Source organism: Magnetospirillum sp. ME-1, assembly GCF_002105535.1.
Lineage (GTDB): Bacteria > Pseudomonadota > Alphaproteobacteria > Rhodospirillales > Magnetospirillaceae > Phaeospirillum.
Genome location: NZ_CP015848.1, coordinates 4,291,632 through 4,308,710, shown reverse-complemented (window position 1 = coordinate 4,308,710; position 17,079 = coordinate 4,291,632). Strand labels below are relative to the sequence as shown.

Below are 17,079 nucleotides of genomic sequence, written 5' to 3'. Positions count from 1 at the left end.
GGCGGATGACCGCTACCGCCGTCATGTCGTCGGTAAGCGGCGTCTGGACACTGTCGAGGAAGGTCTCGACATGGCGATCCCGCCCCCTGGTGTGTGGTGGCGGCGGACAAGATCTTCCAGCCGCTCGTTCTCGAACATCTCGCCATCGGGCAGCAGCGCCTCGGTCATGGCGTCGCTGTAGACGAACAGGCTGGTGCCGGGAGGAAAGGCGGCCGAGCGGTTGAAGTACCGTCCCGTCTTGCCCAGCCCCAGCGGCGTGCCGATGGTGTCGAGCCGTTCCACCCCGCCTTGGCCGTCGAACAGCAGGGGGCGCGGCGCGCCGGCACCCGACCATGTGATGGTTCCGGCGGCGGTATCGATGACGGCCAGCACCATGGTGGCGTATTGGCCGCGCGGCAGCAGGCCGTGCAGCGCCGTGTTGAGTTGGATCAGGGTGGCGGCCGGGTCCACCACCTGGCCCTTCAATTCGCTGATCAGGGTGTGCAGGCGAAAGACGTTGAGCGCCGCCCCGACCCCGTGGCCGGAGAAATCGAGGGCGTAAAGGGTCAGGCAGCCGTCACTGCCCTCCATGCAGCCCCACAGATCGCCGCCGATATCCGAGGACGGCTTGAAATACCCCTCGACCGCCAGACCGAGGGAGGTCCGGATGGCCTCCAGGCGATTGGAGCGCGGCAGCAGGTCGAACTGCATGTTGCGGGCCGCCGAGAGTTCCTCGGCCATGCGGTCGTATTCGCTGGCCAGCATGTCGGCCAGATGCATCCTTTCCCGCTCGCTGCGGAAGCGGTAGATGGCGTTCTGCAGGGTTCTGGCCAGGGAGCGGGAATCCATCTCGCCCTTGACCAGGAAGTCCTGGGCGCCCTGCTCGATGGCCTGTTCGGCCGCCTGGGGATCGTCCAGTCCGGTCATGATGACCACGGGCAGCGGCGCGACGGCGGACAGCAGGCCGTGGAGAGTCTGGGAGCTTTCCGAATCGGGCAGACCGAGGTCGAGTAGTACCGCGTCGAAGCCGGAACTAATGGTCAGGCGCTCGATGGCGGCGGCCAGGGTCTCCTCGTGCATGACGATGAAGCCGGCCGACCGGGCCTCCTTCAAGGCGGTCTTGATCAGCAGGGCGTCGCCCGGATTGTCCTCGACCAGCAGGATGCGCAACCGATGCCGCATCATCGCCCCTACCGGCCCGAATCCAGCAGCATTTCACGGAACAGGGACAGCAATTGCACGTCCAGCTTGCCCGGCATGTCGTCGAGCATGATCTGCAGGGCCTGCTCGGCCGTCTGCGCCGGCTTGTAGGGGCGGCGGTCGCTAAGCGCGCAGAACACGTCGACGATGGCCGACATGCGGGCCAGTTCGTTGAGCTCCGCCCCCTTCAATCCCTTAGGGTAGCCCGATCCGTCCAGGCGCTCGTGATGCTGGTTGCCGATCAGCAGGATGTTGCGCGGCAGGTCCAGGCACTTTTCCAGATAGGCGTGGGTGCCGGTCACATGGCCCCTCATCAGGTCCTGCTCTTCCTTGGACAGGGCGCCCACCTTGTTCAGCACGTCGTAGGGAATGGACATCTTGCCCACGTCGTGGAGCAGCCCGCCGCTGCCCAGCAGCGACAGCTCGTCGCCCTTCAGCCCGATGGTGTAGCCGAACAGCAGCAAAAGGGTGGCGACCCCCAGGCTGTGGGCGTAGGAGAAATTGTCGTGGCCGCGCACCTCGTCCAGGATGACGCGGAATTCCCCGGTTCCCACCGCCTCGACCAGGGGGCCGCAGGCGTCGGTGACCTTGGAATAGGCGATGGGCTCGCCGCTTTCGATCACGTCGCTGACGCTGTTGAAGATGTCCATGGTGCCGACCAGCGCGTCGCGCTGCAGGGTCGGCAGCTTTTCCCACCGCCGCTCGATGGCCCGGTTGATCTGCTGCGAGATGGCCCGGATCAGCATGCTGCGGCGATAGGGCTTGGCCAGGAAGGAATCCGCCCCGCTGTCCTTGGCCGCCTTGCGGGTCGCCGGGTCGTCGCTGGAACTGATGAACACGACGGGCGTGGCGGCAAGGGTGGGGTTGCGGCGCAGTGTGGCGATGAAGTCGCAGGACTCCTGCGGTTCGGCGCCGCGGTCGATCACGATGGCGCAGGGCGGCGACTTGCTCATGGCCGTCAAGGCATCGGCGGTATTGCCGTAGGTGGCGATACGATAGAACGAGGTCAGGGCATGCTCGACCTGACGCCGGTGGCTCTCGCTGGTGTCGATCACCACCACCGTCTCACGGTGGGAACTGGTCGCATATTCGACCGACATCATCGCCTCTCCCCGCCGGCGAACGCCTCAGTTTGATGCGGGACTTTAGCATCTATTTCGGATGGTCGCATATGTATATCGATGGGATGTGGCCATGCCGTGGGCGCATTGGCGGCGTGGGCGGGTGCTTGACACCAATACCCCAGTAGTCTACAGATTAGTGGTCTAAAGAATGAATGACATGACTCGTGTGTGAAATCGGAGGGTGCGATGATCGGTTTTCATGAGGATGAGGCGCGGCGGTTGCTGCTGGCGGCCCTGTTCGCGGTGATGCTGGCCCTGGGGATGGCGGCGCTGATGCCCGGCGCCCAGGCGGCGGAAAGCCGGACCCTGCTCAACGTCTCCTACGATCCCACCCGCGAGCTGTATCAGGCCCTCAACGACAGCTTCATCAAGCAGTGGAAGGCCAAGAGCGGCGAGGACCTGAAGATCAACCAGTCCCACGGCGGTTCGGGCAAGCAGGCCCGTTCGGTGATCGACGGGCTGGAGGCCGACGTGGTGACCCTGGCGCTGGCCTACGACATCGACGCCATCGCCGACAAGGCCAAGCTGCTGGATCGCGGCTGGCAGAAGCGCCTGTCCTACAATTCCGCCCCCTACACCTCGACCATCGTGTTCCTGGTCAGGAAGGGCAACCCGAAGCAGATCAAGGACTGGGGCGATCTGGTCAAGCCCGGCGTCTCGGTGATCACCCCCAATCCCAAGACCTCGGGCGGTGCGCGCTGGAACTATCTGGCCGCCTGGGGCTATGCGCTGGATCGCAACAACAACGACGCGGCCAAGGCCCAGGATTTCGTCGCCGCCCTGTTCAAGAACGTCCCGGTGCTGGATTCGGGGGCGCGCGGCTCCACCGTCACCTTCGCTCAACGCGGCCTGGGCGACGTGCTGCTGGCCTGGGAGAACGAGGCCCATCTGGCGCTCAAGGAATTCGGTTCGGGCTTCGAGATCGTCACGCCGTCGCTGTCCATCCTGGCCGAGCCGCCGGTGGCGGTGGTCGACAAGGTGGTGGACAAGCGCGGCACCCGCGCCGTGGCCCAGGCCTATCTCGACTTCCTCTACACCCCCGAGGCGCAGGAGATCATCGCGCGCAACTTCTACCGTCCCCGCGATCCCGAAGTGGTGAAGAAGACCGCCGCCACCTTCGCCCCGGTCAAGCTGTTTACCATCGACGACGTGTTCGGCGGCTGGACCAAGGCCCAGACCGAGCATTTCTCGGACGGCGGCGTGTTCGACCGCATCACGGCCAAGAAGTAGGGGCGGGGGATGGCCGCCCTCACCCTCACTCTTTCCCTGCCGCGCCGGGCGCCCAGCGTCATTCCGGGCTTCGGCCCGACCATGGGCCTTACCTTGGCTTACCTGTCGCTGATCGTGCTGCTGCCCCTGGCGGCGCTGGTGATCAAGGCGGCGGGGACCAGCCTGGCGCAGTGGGGGGCCATCCTCAGCGATTCCCGGGTGCTGTCGGCGCTTGGCCTGTCGTTCGGCGGCGCCCTGGCGGCGGCGCTGATCAACACGGTGTTCGGTCTGCTGGTGGCCTGGGTGCTGGTCCGCTATCCCTTTCCCGGCCGCCGGCTGGTGGATGCGGTGATCGATCTGCCCTTCGCCCTGCCCACCGCCGTGGCCGGCATCGCGCTGACCGCGCTGTACGCTCCCAACGGCTGGCTGGGCCGCCTGCTGGAGCCGTTGGGGGTCAAGGTGGCCTTCACGCCGCTGGGCGTGGTGGTGGCCATGGTGTTCATCGGCCTGCCCTTCGTGGTGCGCACGGTGGAGCCGGTGCTGCACGACGTGGATCTGGAGCTGGAGGAGGCCGCCGCCTCGCTGGGCGCCGACCGGGTGCAGACTTTTCTGCGGGTGATTCTGCCCTCGATCCTGCCGTCGCTGCTGACCGGCTTTTCCCTGGCCCTGGCCCGGGCGGTGGGCGAGTACGGCTCGGTGATCTTCATCGCCGGCAACCTGCCCGGCGTGTCCGAGATCGCCCCGTTGCTGATCGTCACCAAGCTGGAGCAATACGACTACGTGGGAGCGACCGCCATCGCCACGGTGATGCTGGGGATTTCCTTCACCCTGCTGCTGGCCGTCAACCTGTTGCAGAAGTGGCGCCGCGGGCGCATGGGGGGAGCATGAGCAACAGAGCAATCCGCGAACCCGCCCTGGTCCGCTGGAGCCTGACCCTGCTGGCTTTGGCCTTCCTGGGGCTGTTCTTGCTGGCGCCCCTGGTCGCCGTGCTGGCCGAGGCCTTCGCCAAGGGCTGGGGCGCCTATGTCCGGGCGCTTTCCACCGACGACACCTTTTCGTCCATCCGCCTGACCCTGATCGTCGCGGCCATCGCCGTGCCGCTCAACATCGTCTTCGGTCTGGCGGCCAGCTGGGCCATCGCCAAGTTCGATTTCGGCGGCAAGAGCCTGCTGGTCTCGCTGATCGAGCTGCCGTTCTCGGTCTCGCCGGTGATTTCGGGCCTGATCTACGTGCTGCTGTTCGGTCTGCAGGGCCTGCTCGGTCCCTGGCTGGCCGAGCACGACCTCAAGGTCATCTTCGCGGTGCCGGGTATCGTGCTGGCCACCATCTTCGTCACCTTCCCCTTCGTCGCCCGCGAGCTCATTCCGCTGATGGAGGAGCAGGGGCGCGAGGAGGAGGAGGCGGCGCTGACGCTGGGCGCGTCGGGCTTTTCCGCCTTCCGGCTGGTGACGCTGCCCAATGTCCGCTGGGGGCTGTTGTACGGCGTCTTGCTGTGCAACGCCCGGGCCATGGGCGAATTCGGAGCCGTTTCCGTGGTGTCAGGCCATATCCGGGGCCTTACCAATACCATGCCGCTGCATGTGGAGATCCTCTACAATGAATATGATTTCGTCGGCGCTTTCGCGGTCGCCTCTCTCCTTGCCGTTCTGGCCCTTGTCACTCTGGCGGTCAAAGCGGTACTCGAATGGTGGCATCGGGACGAGCTTGCCGCGATCGGACATTAACGGGGCGGGCATTGAAGGGTCGGATATGATCGAGGTCGAAAATATTTCCAAGCGCTTCGGCACCTTCGCCGCGCTGGACCAGGTGTCGCTCAAGGTGGCGCAGGGCAAGCTGGTGGCGCTGCTGGGGCCGTCGGGGTCGGGCAAGACCACCCTGCTGCGCATCCTGGCCGGGCTGGAGCAGCCCGACGACGGGCGGGTCCGCCTAGGGGGCGTGGACGCCACCGGGCTGGGGACCCGCGACCGCAAGGTGGGATTCGTCTTCCAGCATTACGCCCTGTTCCGCCACATGACCGTGGCCGAGAACATCGCCTTCGGCCTGAAGGTGAGGAAGGGCGCCGACCGTCCCCCCGTGGCGGCCATCAGCGAGAAGGTCCACACCCTGCTGGAACTGGTGCAGCTAGAGGGCCTGGCCGGGCGCTATCCGGCCCAATTGTCGGGCGGACAGCGCCAGCGCGTCGCCCTGGCCCGCGCCCTGGCGGTGGAGCCGCGCCTCCTGCTGCTGGACGAGCCGTTCGGCGCGCTGGACGCCCAGGTGCGCAAGGACCTGCGCCGCTGGCTGCGCCACCTGCACGACGAGATGGGCCTGACCGGCGTGTTCGTCACCCACGACCAGGAGGAAGCCCTGGAAGTGGCCGACGAGGTGGTGGTGATGAACAAGGGCCGCATCGAGCAGATCGGCACGCCGGCCGAAATCTACGATTCTCCGGCCACCCCCTTCGTCTATCGCTTCCTGGGCAACGTCAACGCGCTGCCCTGCCGGGTGGCGGGCGGTCAGGCCCAGGTGGGCGGCCTGCATGTGGGCGAGGGGCGGGCCGACGGCCCCGGCACCGCCTTCATCCGTCCCCATGACGTTGAAGTCCTGGAACTGTCTCCCGATATCCCCCAGGCCAGGGTGCGCCAGGTGGTGGTGCTGGGCCCGGTGGTGCGCGCCGAACTGGAGCTGGCCGACGGACTCATCGTCGAGGCCGAGCTGTCGCGCGACGTCAAGGACAAGCTGGGTCTGCGGCGCGGGCAGGATGTTTCGGTCTTCCTGCGCAAGGCGCGGGTATTCGTCGGGGAAAACGTGTAGAATGGTCTGAATTCAACTTGCCGAGTTGGGGGTTATCATGCGGGCATTATCGTTTCTGGTCGTTCCGGCTGTGATTATCGCGTTCCCCCTTGCGGCTCGGGCGGCCGAGCCCGCCCCCGCCCCCCTGGCGGCGGCGGTCTGCGCCAATTGCCATGGGACGGAGGGGCGCAACGAGGGCGCCATTCCGGCCATCGCCGGCAAGCCCGCCTTCCTGATCGCCGGCAAGCTGCGCGACTTCAAGGCCGACAAGGTGGCCAACGCCACCGTCATGCCGCGTCTGGTCAAGGGCCTCAGCGAGGCCGAGATCGACACGGTGGCCCAGTATTTCGCCAATCTGCGCTGAGAAGGGGGGCTTCGCCATGACCAGCAGCTTCGACCGCCGTTCCTTCCTGGCCCTGGCCGGCGCCGCCGGCCTGTCCTCGCTTACCTCGGCCTGCGCCACCGGCCCGGCCGGAACCGGCCCCCGGGTGGTGGTGGTGGGCGGCGGCTTCGGGGGCGCCACTGCCGCCAAGTATCTGCGCCGCGCCGATCCCTCCCTGCGGGTGACCCTGGTGGAGCGCTCCACCCGGTTCATCACCTGCCCGTTCAGCAATTCGGTGATCGGCGGCTTCCGCTCGCTTGACGCCAACACCTTCGGCTATGACGGCCTGCGCGGCCACGGGGTGGAGGTGATCCACGCCGAGGTGACCGCAATCGACGCCGCCGCCAAGCTGGTGGTGCTGCAGGGCGGCGAGAAACTCCCCTACGACAAGCTGGTGCTGTCGCCCGGCATCGACATCAAGTGGGGCGAGCAGGGCTATGCCGAGGCCGATGCCGAGCTGGCGCCCCACGCCTGGAAGGCCGGGCCGCAGACTCTGCTGCTGCGCCGCCAGCTGGAGGCCATGGAGGACGGCGGCGTGGTGGTGATGACCATTCCCGCCAATCCCTACCGCTGCCCGCCCGGCCCCTACGAGCGCGCCAGCCTGATCGCCCATTACCTCAAGACCAGGAAGCCCCGCTCCAAGCTGCTGCTGCTCGACGCCAAGGATTCCTTCTCCAAGCAGCCGCTGTTCACCGAGGGCTGGGACCAGCTCTACAAGGGCCTGCTGGAATGGGTGCCCTTGTCCAAGGACGGCAAGGTGGTGCAGGTGGATGCCAAGACCCTGACGGTGGAGACCGAGTTCGGCACCCGCCACAAGGCCAGCGTGCTGAACCACATTCCGCAACAGAGCGCCGGACGGATCGCCATTTCCGCCGGGCTGGCCGATCCTTCCGGCTGGGTGCCGGTGGTGCCGCAGACCTTCCAGTCGGCCAAGGCTCCCGACATCTACGTGGTGGGCGACGCCACCAACGCCGCCCCCCAGCCGAAATCGGGCTTTTCAGCCAATTCCCAGGCCAAGGTGGCCGCCGCCGCCATCGTGGCGGCGCTGCGGGGGCTGCCGGCCCCCGATCCCATCTGGATGAACACCTGCTACTCGCTGCTGTCGCCCGATTACGGCATCACCGTGGCCGGGGTCTACCGGGTGATCAACGGCAAGATCGCCGACGTTCCCGGATCGGGCGGCATCAGCCCCAAGGGGGCCTCGGCCATGTTCCGGGGGCTGGAAGCCGCCTATGCCGAGAGCTGGTACGCCAACATCACCCAGGACATCTGGGGCTGAGGGCGGGGCGTCGAGTGAAGTAACCCGTCATCCCGACGCCCGGTGGGCGGAGGGATCTCGTCCTGGAACGGCTGTCAGAACCGGCACTGTTGGTCCAGGCGGGGATCCCTCGCATTCGCTCGGGATGACATCAAAAGACCGATCCGCCTACTTGTAGAGCCCGATATAGGTGATGAGGTCCTTGCCGGGAACGGCCTTGACGTAGGTGATCTTCGGCTCGATCCGGTTGCTGGCCGGATTGAGCCACTGGTACTCGACCCAGCCTTCGCCCTTGTCGCGGGCCACGGAGATGATCTCCTGGACCAGCAGCTTGCCGGTGCTGTCCTTGACGTTGAGCACCGACTTGCCCTCGTTCCTGGGGTTGGGCGGATAGATCATCCAGGTGCCGTTGGCGTCGATGACGTTGACGTAGATCTCGCCGAAGCGGAATTCACCCTCGCGGTGGAAGGCTTCGCGCGCCTTTTCCATGCCATCGGCGGCCACCAGCGCCGCGGCCTTCAGGGTGAGCGCCTGGACCTGTTCCCGGGTGGGGCGTTCGGCGGCGATTGCCGGGGCGGCGGCCAGGGCGGCGGCCAGGCCGATGAGAACCAGACGGCGGCGGATCATGCGAACCCCAATTCGCTCAAGGTGGCGTTCAGGCGGTCGCGGGACATGGGCTTGAGCAGCACGGTGTCGAAGCCGCCGTCGAGGAATTCCTGCACCTCCTCGGGCATGGCGTGGGCGGTATAGGCGGCGATCTTGACGTTCGGGCCGCCCAGGCTTTCGGCGCGGATGCGCCGGCAGACCTCCTGGCCGCTCATGGTCGGCATGCTGACGTCCAGCAGGATCAGCGACACGGAATTGGCGGCGAGGAAACTGAGCGCCGCCTCGCCGCAATCCACGTCGGACACCGTCCAGCCGGCCTTGGTCAGCAGGCGGGACGCCAGGATGCGGTTGACATCGTTATCATCGACCACCAGGGCATTCTTCATGAGGGGCTCTCGGGCTGTTGGCAGGGCAGGGTGAAGTGGAAGACGGTTCCCTGGCCGAGCGTGGATTCGACTCCGATGGTTCCTCCCATCAGCTCGACCAGATGGCGGGCCAGGGTGAGGCCCAGGCCGGTTCCACTATGGGAGCGGGTTAGGAAGGAATCAACCTGACGGAACTTCTCGAAAATGGCGTGCAGCATGTCTTCGGGAATGCCGGCCCCGGTATCGGCCACCCGGAACACCACATGGCCGGGCATCCGTTCGACGCTTAAGGACACCTCGCCTTTTTCCGTGAACTTGACGGCGTTGGACAGCAGGTTGTGGAGGACCTGGCGCAGGCGCAGGGGATCGGCCTGGATGGTTTCCGGGCAATCCTCGCCGATTCGGTTGATCAGGCCGATTCCCTTGGCCAGGGCCGCCGATTGGTGGACGGCGGCGGCCTCCGTCACCAGGGCGGCCAGCTTCACCGGCTGAACCGAAAGGGTCATGGCCCCGGCCTCGATCTTGGCGATGTCGAGAATGGAATTGACCAGTTCCAGCAGGTGGCGGCTGCTTTTTTCGATGATGTCGGCGTTCTCGCGGGTCTCGTCGTCGGTGGCCTCGTCACGGATTAGCTCGGAAAAGCCGATGATGCCGTTCAGGGGGGTGCGCAGTTCGTGGCTCATATTGGCCAGGAATTCGCTCTTCATGCGGCTGGCTTCTTCCGCCCGCTTGCGGGCCTCTTCCAGGCGGACGAAGGATTCGCCGACGCGATCGGCCATCTGGTTGAAGGACAGGGCCAGAGAGGCCATCTCGTCGTTGCCGTGGACCGGCAGGCGGTATTCGGTCTCCTGCTCGCTGAAGCGATGGATGCCGCCCACCACGGCGGTGATGCGCCGTGTCAGGAACGAGGCCATCCATACGGCGATGCCGATCACCACGGCGATCATCACCAGGGTGGACAGCGACAGCTGGCGCGCCAGGCTTTCCACCTGGGCGGCGATCAGGGCCATGACGCTGTCGTACTGGGCCTGCAGGTCACGGTTTCGCAGCGCCAGGATCTGGTCTGTGTGCTCCTTCTCCTTGGCGGCGGCGGCGTGGAAATCGTCCACGTTGGCGCCGATGGTGACGAAGCCGAACCCGCGCGGGGATTGTCCGTAGGGGCCGGTGTAGTAGGGGATGGTGGCCGCCGTGGTCAGCTTCCACAATCCGCTCCAGAAAATCTCGAACGAGCCCGAGCCGCCCTGGCTGGTGAGGTCCATCCAGCCGGTGCATTGGGGCGCGTGGTTGAGATAGCGGCAATCGAGGCCCAGCAGACCCTGCTTGACCAGTTCCGGGGCGCCCTTCTTCTTCAGGGATTGCTCGAGGAAGGTGGGGGCGGTCTTCAGGAATTCCCCGATGGGCTTGCCGCTTTCCTGCCACTGGGCGTACAGGCCGGTATCCAGCCACGGCACCGCCGGCTCGCCCGTCTCGGGGTCGTAGCCGGTGATGAAGTAATGGCGGGGATGCACCACCGAACGACCCTTGTAGTCCCAGATGAAGGCGTAATTGCCCGACGCCGCGTCGGCGATGGGCGAATAGCGGTCAGGCGTCGGCAGGATGTGGTCGGTGAATTCCATCAGGTGGTCGTGATCGAGCGCCAGGGTCACCCAGCCGATGGTCTGTCCCTGGCGGACCACCGGGGTCGCCCAGCGCACCAGACCGCGAAAGCGGGTGCCGACCGGATTCTCGGTGCCGGCGAAGGCGGCCTTCTCCGGCGCGAACTCGATACCCTTGGCCGCCGCCGCCTTGGGCGTGAACGGGCCGATGATGGGCGAGCGCACATAGGCGCCGATCACGTCCGACACATGGATCTTGTCGGGACCCAGGGATTTCAGGCTGTCGAAATAAGTCTCGGCCTTGATGAAGGTGTTCTCGCGCTTCGACACGTCGCGCAGGTCCCTGTTCACCAGATCCGAGGTGGTGACCTTGACCTTCTCGCGCCCGTCCAGGCCGATGAAGGTCATTTCCAGGAACAGGGGGCGCTCGACCTTCAGGCCGCCCTCGGTGGCGGGGCGGTAGTTGAAGTTGCGGCGGTTGTCCTCGATGGAGGACTGGATGGGCGGGGCGTCGTAATGGGGCACCGCCTCAGGACCGGGCACCCATTTTGAGCCGTCGGGGGTGGGGACCCAGGGGTAGTGGCGTTCCACCAGGCGGGTGCGGCCGCGCAGGAAGCGGCGATAGCTGTCCTCGCTGGGCTCGATCATCGCCGCCGAACGGATGTCGCCGTCCCGGTCGTAAAGGAAATCGGCCACCTGGCGGGCGGTGTCGGTGGTCAGCCGCTCCAGGCTTTCCCTGGCGGCGTCGTCCAGCGCCCTGATCGCCGAGTTGGTGGTGCCGGCCACCACCTGCTCGGCGGTTTCGCGCATGGCTCGCGTCATGCTCGTCACGTTTTCCGAAACCCGCTCGGCCAGCCAGGCCTGGCCGCGCCAGGCGAAACCCGCCAGCACCAGCAGGGGAATGACCTTGATCAGGACGAAGATCAGAATGAGTTTGGCGCGGATGCCGAAGCGGGCGAGTTGGGGCATTGTAATCCGACTGTTTCTGCGGAATGTCGGAAGGAGCCCCAATCTCCTGCCAAGGGAACGGGACTATAAGCCTTTCGTATGGCGTTTTCCAGTCCATTGATCGTTACGGTGGTTCCTCGAAATTCGTGGTTGCCCGAAAACACGGCTTCATTAGGATGTGCCGCGTGGAAGGGCTGCTTTATCTTTAATCCGGGCAGGGTGGCATGAACCGGCGGGTGGGTGAAATCGTAGGACAGGTTCTGGCGCGTCTTCGCCCCAAGGCGAAGTCGCTGATCATTACCGTCTATGGCGATGCCATCTCGCACCATGGCGGCAGCGCCTGGCTGGGCAGCGTGATCAATCTGGTCGAACCGCTGGGCCTGAACGAGCGCATCGTGCGCACCTCGGTGTTCCGCCTGTCCAAGGAGGCGTGGCTGTCCTCCATGCAGATCGGGCGGCGCAGCTATTACCGCCTGACCGAGATGGGGCGCCGCCGCTTCGAGGCCGCCCACAACCGCATCTATCATTACAACGGCAAGCCCTGGGACGGTAACTGGACCCTGGCGGTGACCAATATCGAGGGCATGGATTCCGAGCGGCGCGATTCGCTGCGCCGCGACCTGGGCTGGCTGGGTTTCGGCCAACTGGCCAGCGGCGTGCTGGTCCATCCCGATCCGGACAAGAGTGCGGTCCGCCAGGCCCTGGCCGAGGCCGGCGTGCAGGACCGCGCCGTGATGATGACCGCCAGCGCCGAGGATTGGGTGACGCCCGAGGCGCTGCGCGACCTGATCCACACCTGCTGGGATCTGGACCGTCTGGCCGCCGATTACAACGAGTTCCTCGACACCTTCCGGCCCCTGTGGCAGGCCCTGTCGGGCAACGGCGAGCTGAACCCCGAACTGTGCTTCGTGGTCCGCACCCTCCTGATGCACGGCTATCGCCGCGCCCTGCTGCGCGACCCCATGCTGCCCGACGAATTGCTGCCCGCCCACTGGCCGGGGACCTCGGCCCGGGTACTGTGCCGCAACCTCTACCGCCTGGTCCAGGCGGCGGCCGAGACCCATGTGATGGGCATGCTGGAAACCGCCGAAGGCCCGGTGCCCGAGGCCCACCCCGCCTATTACACCCGCTTCGGCGGGCTGCAATCGGCCGACTGAGGCTTTCCGACGTTCAGAGTGTCATCCCGAGCGCAGGTGAGGGATCTCATTCTGGAGCGGCTTTTCCTTATTGGCGCCAGCGTTCCAAACGGAGATTCCTCGCATTCGCTCGGAATGACATACCCTGTCAAGAATGTTTGCTAGGTAAACAATCTTGTTGCCAAAGTCGTTGACCTGGTCAACAATGCCCGGAAATGGAATGAGGGTATTGTCATGCCGGGTAGCCAGGCCAAGATCGCCCAATTGGAAGAGGGGACGGGAACCTCGTTCGGTCCCATGACCGACGAGCTGGGGTTCCATCTGCGCCGCGCCCAGGTGGCGGCCTTCAAGCATTTTGCCCAGACCGTCACCCAATCCGAGGGCATCACGCCCGGCCTTTACGGCATGCTGCAGGTGATCGCCAACAATTCCGGCCTGACCCAGAGCGCCCTGGCCGAGGTGATGGAGGTGGACCGCTCCTCCATCGTCAAGGTGGTCAACGCGCTCGAGGACAAGGGGCTGATCCGCCGCGACGCCGCGCCCAACGACCGCCGTTCCTACCATCTGCGCATGACGGACGAGGGCAAGCTGGCCCTGGCCCGCATCGAGGACGCTGTGGCCCGCCAGGACCGCGACTTTTCCGCCGGCCTGTCCGACGACGCCCGGCGCCTTTTGATCTCTTTGCTCAAGCGACTCTACTAACACCAAAAAGACCCAAAGCTTCCGAGGGAGGAAGACCTTGAAAAGCATCCTCAGATTGACCCTCAACGGCCGCGCCCGCGAGGATCTGGTGCCCGACAACATGCTGCTGCTCGACTACCTGCGCGAGGTGACCAACCTCACCGGGACCAAGCAGGGCTGCGACGGCGGCGAGTGCGGCGCCTGCACCGTGCTGGTGGACGACCGGCCCCGGCTGGCCTGTTCGACGCTGGCCCATCAGGTGGCGGGCAAAAGGGTGGAGACGGTGGAAAGCCTGGCGACCCAGGGTACCATCTCCAAGCTGCAGGCGGCTTTTCACGAAAAGCTGGGCACCCAGTGCGGCTTCTGCACGCCGGGCATGCTGATGGCGTCCGAGGCGCTTCTTCGCAAGAATCCCAATCCCAACCGCGATCAGATCAAGGAGGCTCTGGCCGGCAATCTGTGCCGCTGCACCGGCTATGTGAAGATCATCGAATCGGTGGAAAGTGCGGCCAAGGCCCGCTGCGGATGCCAGGAGGCGGCCCAATGAGCCCGAAATTCCCCAAGAACGGCACGGTCGGTGCCCGCACCCCCTTGGTTGACGGCGTCGAGAAGGTGACCGGCAAGGCCAAGTACACCGCCGACATCGCCGCCCCCGGCGCCCTGGTGGGGCGAATCTTAAGGAGCCCCGTCGCCCATGCCCGCATCAAATCCATCGACACCTCGGCGGCCGAGGCGCTGGACGGCGTCTTCGCCGTCTGCACGGGGGCCGAAACGCCGGTCCCCTACGGCGTGCTGCCCATCGCCGAGAACGAATATCCGCTGGCCCGCGACAAGGTCCGCTATCGCGGCGACCCCGTTGCCGCCGTCGCGGCCATCGATGAACTGACCGCCGAGAAGGCCATCAATCTCATCAAGGTCGAGTACGAGGTGCTGCCCGCCTACATGACGCCCAAGGCGGCCATGAAGGACGGCGCCGTCGCCATTCACGACGACAAGCCCAACAACGTGCTGCGCGAGGTCCATGCCGAGTTCGGCGATGTGGAGGCCGCCTTCAATGAGGCCGACCTGATCCGCGAGAAGGTCTACACCTTCGCCGAGGTCAACCACGTCCATATGGAACTGAACGCCACGCTCGCCGAGTACGATCCCGTCCGCGACATGCTGACGCTGAACACCACCACCCAGGTGCCGTACTACGTGCACCTCAAGGTGGCGGCCTGCCTGCAGATGGACTCGGCCCGCATCCGGGTGATCAAGCCCTTCCTGGGCGGCGGTTTCGGGGCGCGCACCGAGTGCCTGCATTTCGAGATCATCGCCGGCCTGCTGGCCCGGAAAGCCAAGGGCACGGTCAAGCTGGTCCAGACCCGCGAGGAGACCTTCATCGCCCATCGCGGCCGTCCGTGGACGGAAGTGAAGATGAAGATCGGCCTGAAGAAGGACGGCAAGATCGCCGCTTTGGCCCTGGAGGCCACCCAGGCGGGCGGCGCCTATGCCGGCTACGGCATCATCACCATCCTCTATACCGGCGCCCTGATGCACGGGCTCTATCACATCCCGGCCATCAAGCACGACGCCTGGCGCGTCTACACCAACACGCCGCCCTGCGGCGCCATGCGCGGCCACGGCACGGTGGACACCCGTGCCGCCTTCGAGGCCCTGCTCACCGAGATGGGCGAGGAACTGGGCATCGATTCCCTGGAGATCCGTCAGCGCAACATGCTGCCGCAGATTCCCTACGTCACCATGTATGCCCAGCGCGTCATGAGCTACGGCGTGCCGGAATGCCTGGAGAAGGTCAAGGAAGCCTCGGGCTGGGCGAGCCGCAAGGGCAAGATGCCCAAGGGCAGGGGGCTCGGCATCGCGCTGTCCCACTTCGTGTCGGGCACCTCGACGCCCAAGCACTGGACCGGCGAGCCCCACGCCACCGTCAATCTCAAGCTCGACTTCGATGGCGGCATCACGCTGCTCACCGGCGCCGCCGATATCGGCCAGGGCTCCAACACCATGGCCACCCAGGTGGCGGCCGAGGTGCTGGGCGTGCGATTGAGCCGCATCCGGGTGATCTCGGCCGATTCGGCGCTGACGCCCAAGGACAACGGCTCGTACTCGTCGCGCGTCACCTTCATGGTGGGCAATGCCTCCATCGCGGCGGCCGAGGAGATGAAGGCCATCCTGGTCAAGGCGGCGGCCAAGAAGCTGGACGCCCGCGAGGAGGACATCGAGGTCATCGACGAGGTCTTCATGGTGGCCGGCAGCCAGGACCCCGGCCTCACCTTCCAGGAGGTGGTCAAGGCCGCCCTGATCGACACCGGCACCATCACGGTGAAGGGCACCTTCACCTGTCCGACCGAGTTCCAGGGCGACAAGAAGATCCGCGGCAGCGCCATCGGCGCCACCATGGGCTTCTGCTACGCGGCGCAAGTGGTCGAGGCCTCGGTCTGCGAGATCACCGGCCGCGTCACCGCCCATAAGGTGTGGGTGGCCGTGGACGTGGGCAAGGCCCTCAACCCGCTTGCCGTCGAGGGCCAGACCCAGGGCGGCGTGTGGATGGGCATGGGCCAGGCGTTGAGCGAGGAAACCCGCTGGGAAGACGGCAAGATGATGCACGGCAACATCCTCGACTACCGGGTGCCGACCATGGCGGAAAGCCCCGACATCGAGGTGATGATCGTCGAAAGCCTCGATCCCAACGGCCCGTTCGGCGCCAAGGAGGCGTCCGAGGGCATGCTGGCCAGCTTCCTGCCGGCGGTGCACGAGGCGGTCTACGAGGCGGTGGGCGTGCGCTCCACCAAGTTCCCGTTAAGCCCCGAGACCATCACCGAACTCCTCGACGCCAAGGAGGCCGCAGAATGAACATCCTCCCCGATTTCCGCACTTTGCGGCCCGCCTCGCTGTCCGACGCCGTCGCCGCCTTGGCCGCTCCGGGGGCCGAGCCCCTGGCCGGCGGCACCGATCTGCTGCCCAACCTGCGCCGGGGCCTGGGCAAGCCCGAGACCCTGGTGGACCTTACCGGCATCAACGGCTTCGGCACCATTTCGGTGGGCGCCGACGGAGCCCTGCGCATCGGCGCCGGCGCGACGCTGGAAGCCATCGCCGAGGACGGGCGCATCCTGGCGTCCTGGCCGGCGGTGGCCCATGCCGCCTCGCTGGTGGCCGGGCCCAGCCATCGCGCCGCAGCGACGCTCGGCGGCAATCTGTGCCAGGACACCCGCTGCGTGTTCTATAACCAGTCCGAGTGGTGGCGGTCCGGCAACGGCTTCTGCCTCAAATACGAGGGCGACAAGTGTCACGTGGTGGTCAAGTCCGACCGCTGCTACGCCACCTATCACGGCGACGTCGCCCCGGCCCTGATGGTGCTGAACGCCTCGGCCGAGATCGTTGGCCCTAAGGGCCTGCGCCAGATCGCGCTGGCCGACCTGTTCAAGGAAAGCGGGGCCGAGCATCTGGCCCTGGACGCGGGCGAGGTTCTGGCCGCCGTGCTGGTGCCGCCGGCCACCGGCTGGACCGCCGCCTATTCCAAGGTCCGCGTGCGCGACGCCATCGATTTTCCCCTGGCCGGGGTGGCGGTGGCCTTGAAACGGGACGGCAACGCCATCGCCGGCCTGCGCGTCGCCATCACCGGCACCAATTCGGCGCCGCTGACCATCCCCACCGACGCCCTGTGGGGCCGCCCGTGGAACGATGAGACCGCCGAGGCCCTGACCCAGGCGGTGCGCAAGGTCTCCAACGTGCTGAAGACCACGGTGGCCGGGGTGAAGTACCGCCGCCGCGTCCTGCTGGCGGTGGCCCGCAAGCAGGTGGACGACCTCTGGAACGGGAAGTAG

Annotated in this window: 16 protein-coding genes; 11 read left to right on the top strand and 5 right to left on the bottom strand. The window is 66.2% G+C overall.

Annotation, left to right across the window (positions count from 1 at the left end; all coding sequences use genetic code 11):
* Positions 1-21: 21 nt before the first annotated feature.
* Both WV31_RS20210 and WV31_RS20205 read right to left on the bottom strand, forming a co-directional pair.
* Entirely contained in the window at positions 22-1,164 is a 1,143-nt protein-coding gene (locus WV31_RS20210; RefSeq protein ID WP_085375222.1) for a PP2C family protein-serine/threonine phosphatase, read from the bottom strand.
* Between the two features lie 5 nt (positions 1,165-1,169).
* Positions 1,170-2,279, bottom strand: a complete 1,110-nt coding sequence (locus WV31_RS20205; RefSeq protein ID WP_168186009.1) for a response regulator — start codon at positions 2,277-2,279, stop codon at positions 1,170-1,172.
* A gap of 210 nt (positions 2,280-2,489) precedes the next feature.
* On the opposite strand from WV31_RS20205, the gene WV31_RS20200 reads away from it, so the two are divergent.
* From WV31_RS20200 to WV31_RS20175, 6 genes are read left to right on the top strand one after another with little or no spacing between them, the layout of a single operon-like run.
* Positions 2,490-3,533 (top strand): sulfate ABC transporter substrate-binding protein, encoded by a 1,044-nt coding sequence (locus tag WV31_RS20200; RefSeq protein ID WP_085375220.1) that lies wholly within the window; start codon positions 2,490-2,492, stop codon positions 3,531-3,533.
* Positions 3,534-3,542: 9 nt separating this feature from the next.
* The gene (cysT, locus tag WV31_RS20195) at positions 3,543-4,400 is read left to right on the top strand and encodes a sulfate ABC transporter permease subunit CysT (protein ID WP_085375219.1); all 858 of its coding nucleotides are present in this window, start codon (positions 3,543-3,545) and stop codon (positions 4,398-4,400) included.
* Positions 4,397-5,236, top strand: a complete 840-nt coding sequence (gene cysW / locus WV31_RS20190; RefSeq protein WP_085375218.1) for a sulfate ABC transporter permease subunit CysW — start codon at positions 4,397-4,399, stop codon at positions 5,234-5,236. The genes cysT and cysW overlap by 4 nt, the downstream gene beginning before the upstream one ends.
* A 25-nt stretch (positions 5,237-5,261) precedes the next feature.
* Positions 5,262-6,305 carry a sulfate/molybdate ABC transporter ATP-binding protein gene (locus tag WV31_RS20185; protein WP_085375217.1) on the top strand — a complete coding sequence of 348 codons (1,044 nt, stop codon included), beginning with the start codon at positions 5,262-5,264 and terminating at the stop codon, positions 6,303-6,305.
* Between the two features lie 37 nt (positions 6,306-6,342).
* Positions 6,343-6,648, top strand: coding sequence for a c-type cytochrome (locus WV31_RS20180; RefSeq protein ID WP_085375216.1), 306 nt, complete (start codon positions 6,343-6,345; stop codon positions 6,646-6,648).
* A gap of 16 nt (positions 6,649-6,664) precedes the next feature.
* The gene (locus WV31_RS20175; RefSeq protein WP_085375215.1) at positions 6,665-7,945 is read left to right on the top strand and encodes an NAD(P)/FAD-dependent oxidoreductase; all 1,281 of its coding nucleotides are present in this window, start codon (positions 6,665-6,667) and stop codon (positions 7,943-7,945) included.
* 147 nt (positions 7,946-8,092) lie between these two features.
* Here WV31_RS20175 and WV31_RS20170 read toward each other — a convergent pair whose 3' ends face one another.
* Genes WV31_RS20170 through WV31_RS20160 form a run of 3 tightly spaced genes read right to left on the bottom strand, consistent with a single transcriptional unit; the run spans position 8,093 to position 11,459 of the window.
* The gene (locus WV31_RS20170; protein ID WP_085375214.1) at positions 8,093-8,551 is read right to left on the bottom strand and encodes a cache domain-containing protein; all 459 of its coding nucleotides are present in this window, start codon (positions 8,549-8,551) and stop codon (positions 8,093-8,095) included.
* Positions 8,548-8,916, bottom strand: coding sequence for a response regulator (locus WV31_RS20165; protein WP_085375213.1), 369 nt, complete (start codon positions 8,914-8,916; stop codon positions 8,548-8,550). Before WV31_RS20165 ends, WV31_RS20170 begins: the two co-directional genes overlap by 4 nt.
* Positions 8,913-11,459, bottom strand: coding sequence for a sensor histidine kinase (locus WV31_RS20160; protein WP_085375212.1), 2,547 nt, complete (start codon positions 11,457-11,459; stop codon positions 8,913-8,915). The genes WV31_RS20165 and WV31_RS20160 overlap by 4 nt, the downstream gene beginning before the upstream one ends.
* A 203-nt stretch (positions 11,460-11,662) precedes the next feature.
* Between WV31_RS20160 and paaX the strand changes: the two genes are divergently transcribed.
* The 5 genes from paaX to hcrB all read left to right on the top strand — a co-directional run bounded on the left by paaX (position 11,663) and on the right by hcrB (position 17,079).
* Positions 11,663-12,595 (top strand): phenylacetic acid degradation operon negative regulatory protein PaaX, encoded by a 933-nt coding sequence (paaX, locus tag WV31_RS20155; protein WP_085375211.1) that lies wholly within the window; start codon positions 11,663-11,665, stop codon positions 12,593-12,595.
* 213 nt (positions 12,596-12,808) lie between these two features.
* Positions 12,809-13,276, top strand: coding sequence for a MarR family winged helix-turn-helix transcriptional regulator (locus tag WV31_RS20150; protein WP_085375210.1), 468 nt, complete (start codon positions 12,809-12,811; stop codon positions 13,274-13,276).
* Between the two features lie 37 nt (positions 13,277-13,313).
* Positions 13,314-13,802: a 4-hydroxybenzoyl-CoA reductase subunit gamma gene (gene hcrC / locus WV31_RS20145; RefSeq protein WP_085375209.1), complete on the top strand. Its 489-nt coding sequence runs from the start codon at positions 13,314-13,316 to the stop codon at positions 13,800-13,802.
* Entirely contained in the window at positions 13,799-16,108 is a 2,310-nt protein-coding gene (hcrA, locus tag WV31_RS20140; RefSeq protein ID WP_085375208.1) for a 4-hydroxybenzoyl-CoA reductase subunit alpha, read from the top strand. Before hcrC ends, hcrA begins: the two co-directional genes overlap by 4 nt.
* Entirely contained in the window at positions 16,105-17,079 is a 975-nt protein-coding gene (hcrB, locus tag WV31_RS20135; RefSeq protein ID WP_085375207.1) for a 4-hydroxybenzoyl-CoA reductase subunit beta, read from the top strand. Before hcrA ends, hcrB begins: the two co-directional genes overlap by 4 nt.

Coding starts and splice junctions, on each gene's coding strand:
- paaX (WP_085375211.1), top strand. CDS start 11,663: ATGAACCGGCGGGTGGGTGAAATCGTAGGACAGGTTCTGGCGCGTCTT.
- WV31_RS20165 (WP_085375213.1), bottom strand. CDS start 8,916: ATGAAGAATGCCCTGGTGGTCGATGATAACGATGTCAACCGCATCCTG.
- cysW (WP_085375218.1), top strand. CDS start 4,397: ATGAGCAACAGAGCAATCCGCGAACCCGCCCTGGTCCGCTGGAGCCTG.
- WV31_RS20160 (WP_085375212.1), bottom strand. CDS start 11,459: ATGCCCCAACTCGCCCGCTTCGGCATCCGCGCCAAACTCATTCTGATC.
- WV31_RS20180 (WP_085375216.1), top strand. CDS start 6,343: ATGCGGGCATTATCGTTTCTGGTCGTTCCGGCTGTGATTATCGCGTTC.
- cysT (WP_085375219.1), top strand. CDS start 3,543: ATGGCCGCCCTCACCCTCACTCTTTCCCTGCCGCGCCGGGCGCCCAGC.
- WV31_RS20170 (WP_085375214.1), bottom strand. CDS start 8,551: ATGATCCGCCGCCGTCTGGTTCTCATCGGCCTGGCCGCCGCCCTGGCC.
- WV31_RS20185 (WP_085375217.1), top strand. CDS start 5,262: ATGATCGAGGTCGAAAATATTTCCAAGCGCTTCGGCACCTTCGCCGCG.
- WV31_RS20210 (WP_085375222.1), bottom strand. CDS start 1,164: ATGATGCGGCATCGGTTGCGCATCCTGCTGGTCGAGGACAATCCGGGC.
- WV31_RS20175 (WP_085375215.1), top strand. CDS start 6,665: ATGACCAGCAGCTTCGACCGCCGTTCCTTCCTGGCCCTGGCCGGCGCC.
- WV31_RS20150 (WP_085375210.1), top strand. CDS start 12,809: ATGCCGGGTAGCCAGGCCAAGATCGCCCAATTGGAAGAGGGGACGGGA.
- WV31_RS20200 (WP_085375220.1), top strand. CDS start 2,490: ATGATCGGTTTTCATGAGGATGAGGCGCGGCGGTTGCTGCTGGCGGCC.
- hcrB (WP_085375207.1), top strand. CDS start 16,105: ATGAACATCCTCCCCGATTTCCGCACTTTGCGGCCCGCCTCGCTGTCC.
- WV31_RS20205 (WP_168186009.1), bottom strand. CDS start 2,279: ATGTCGGTCGAATATGCGACCAGTTCCCACCGTGAGACGGTGGTGGTG.
- hcrA (WP_085375208.1), top strand. CDS start 13,799: ATGAGCCCGAAATTCCCCAAGAACGGCACGGTCGGTGCCCGCACCCCC.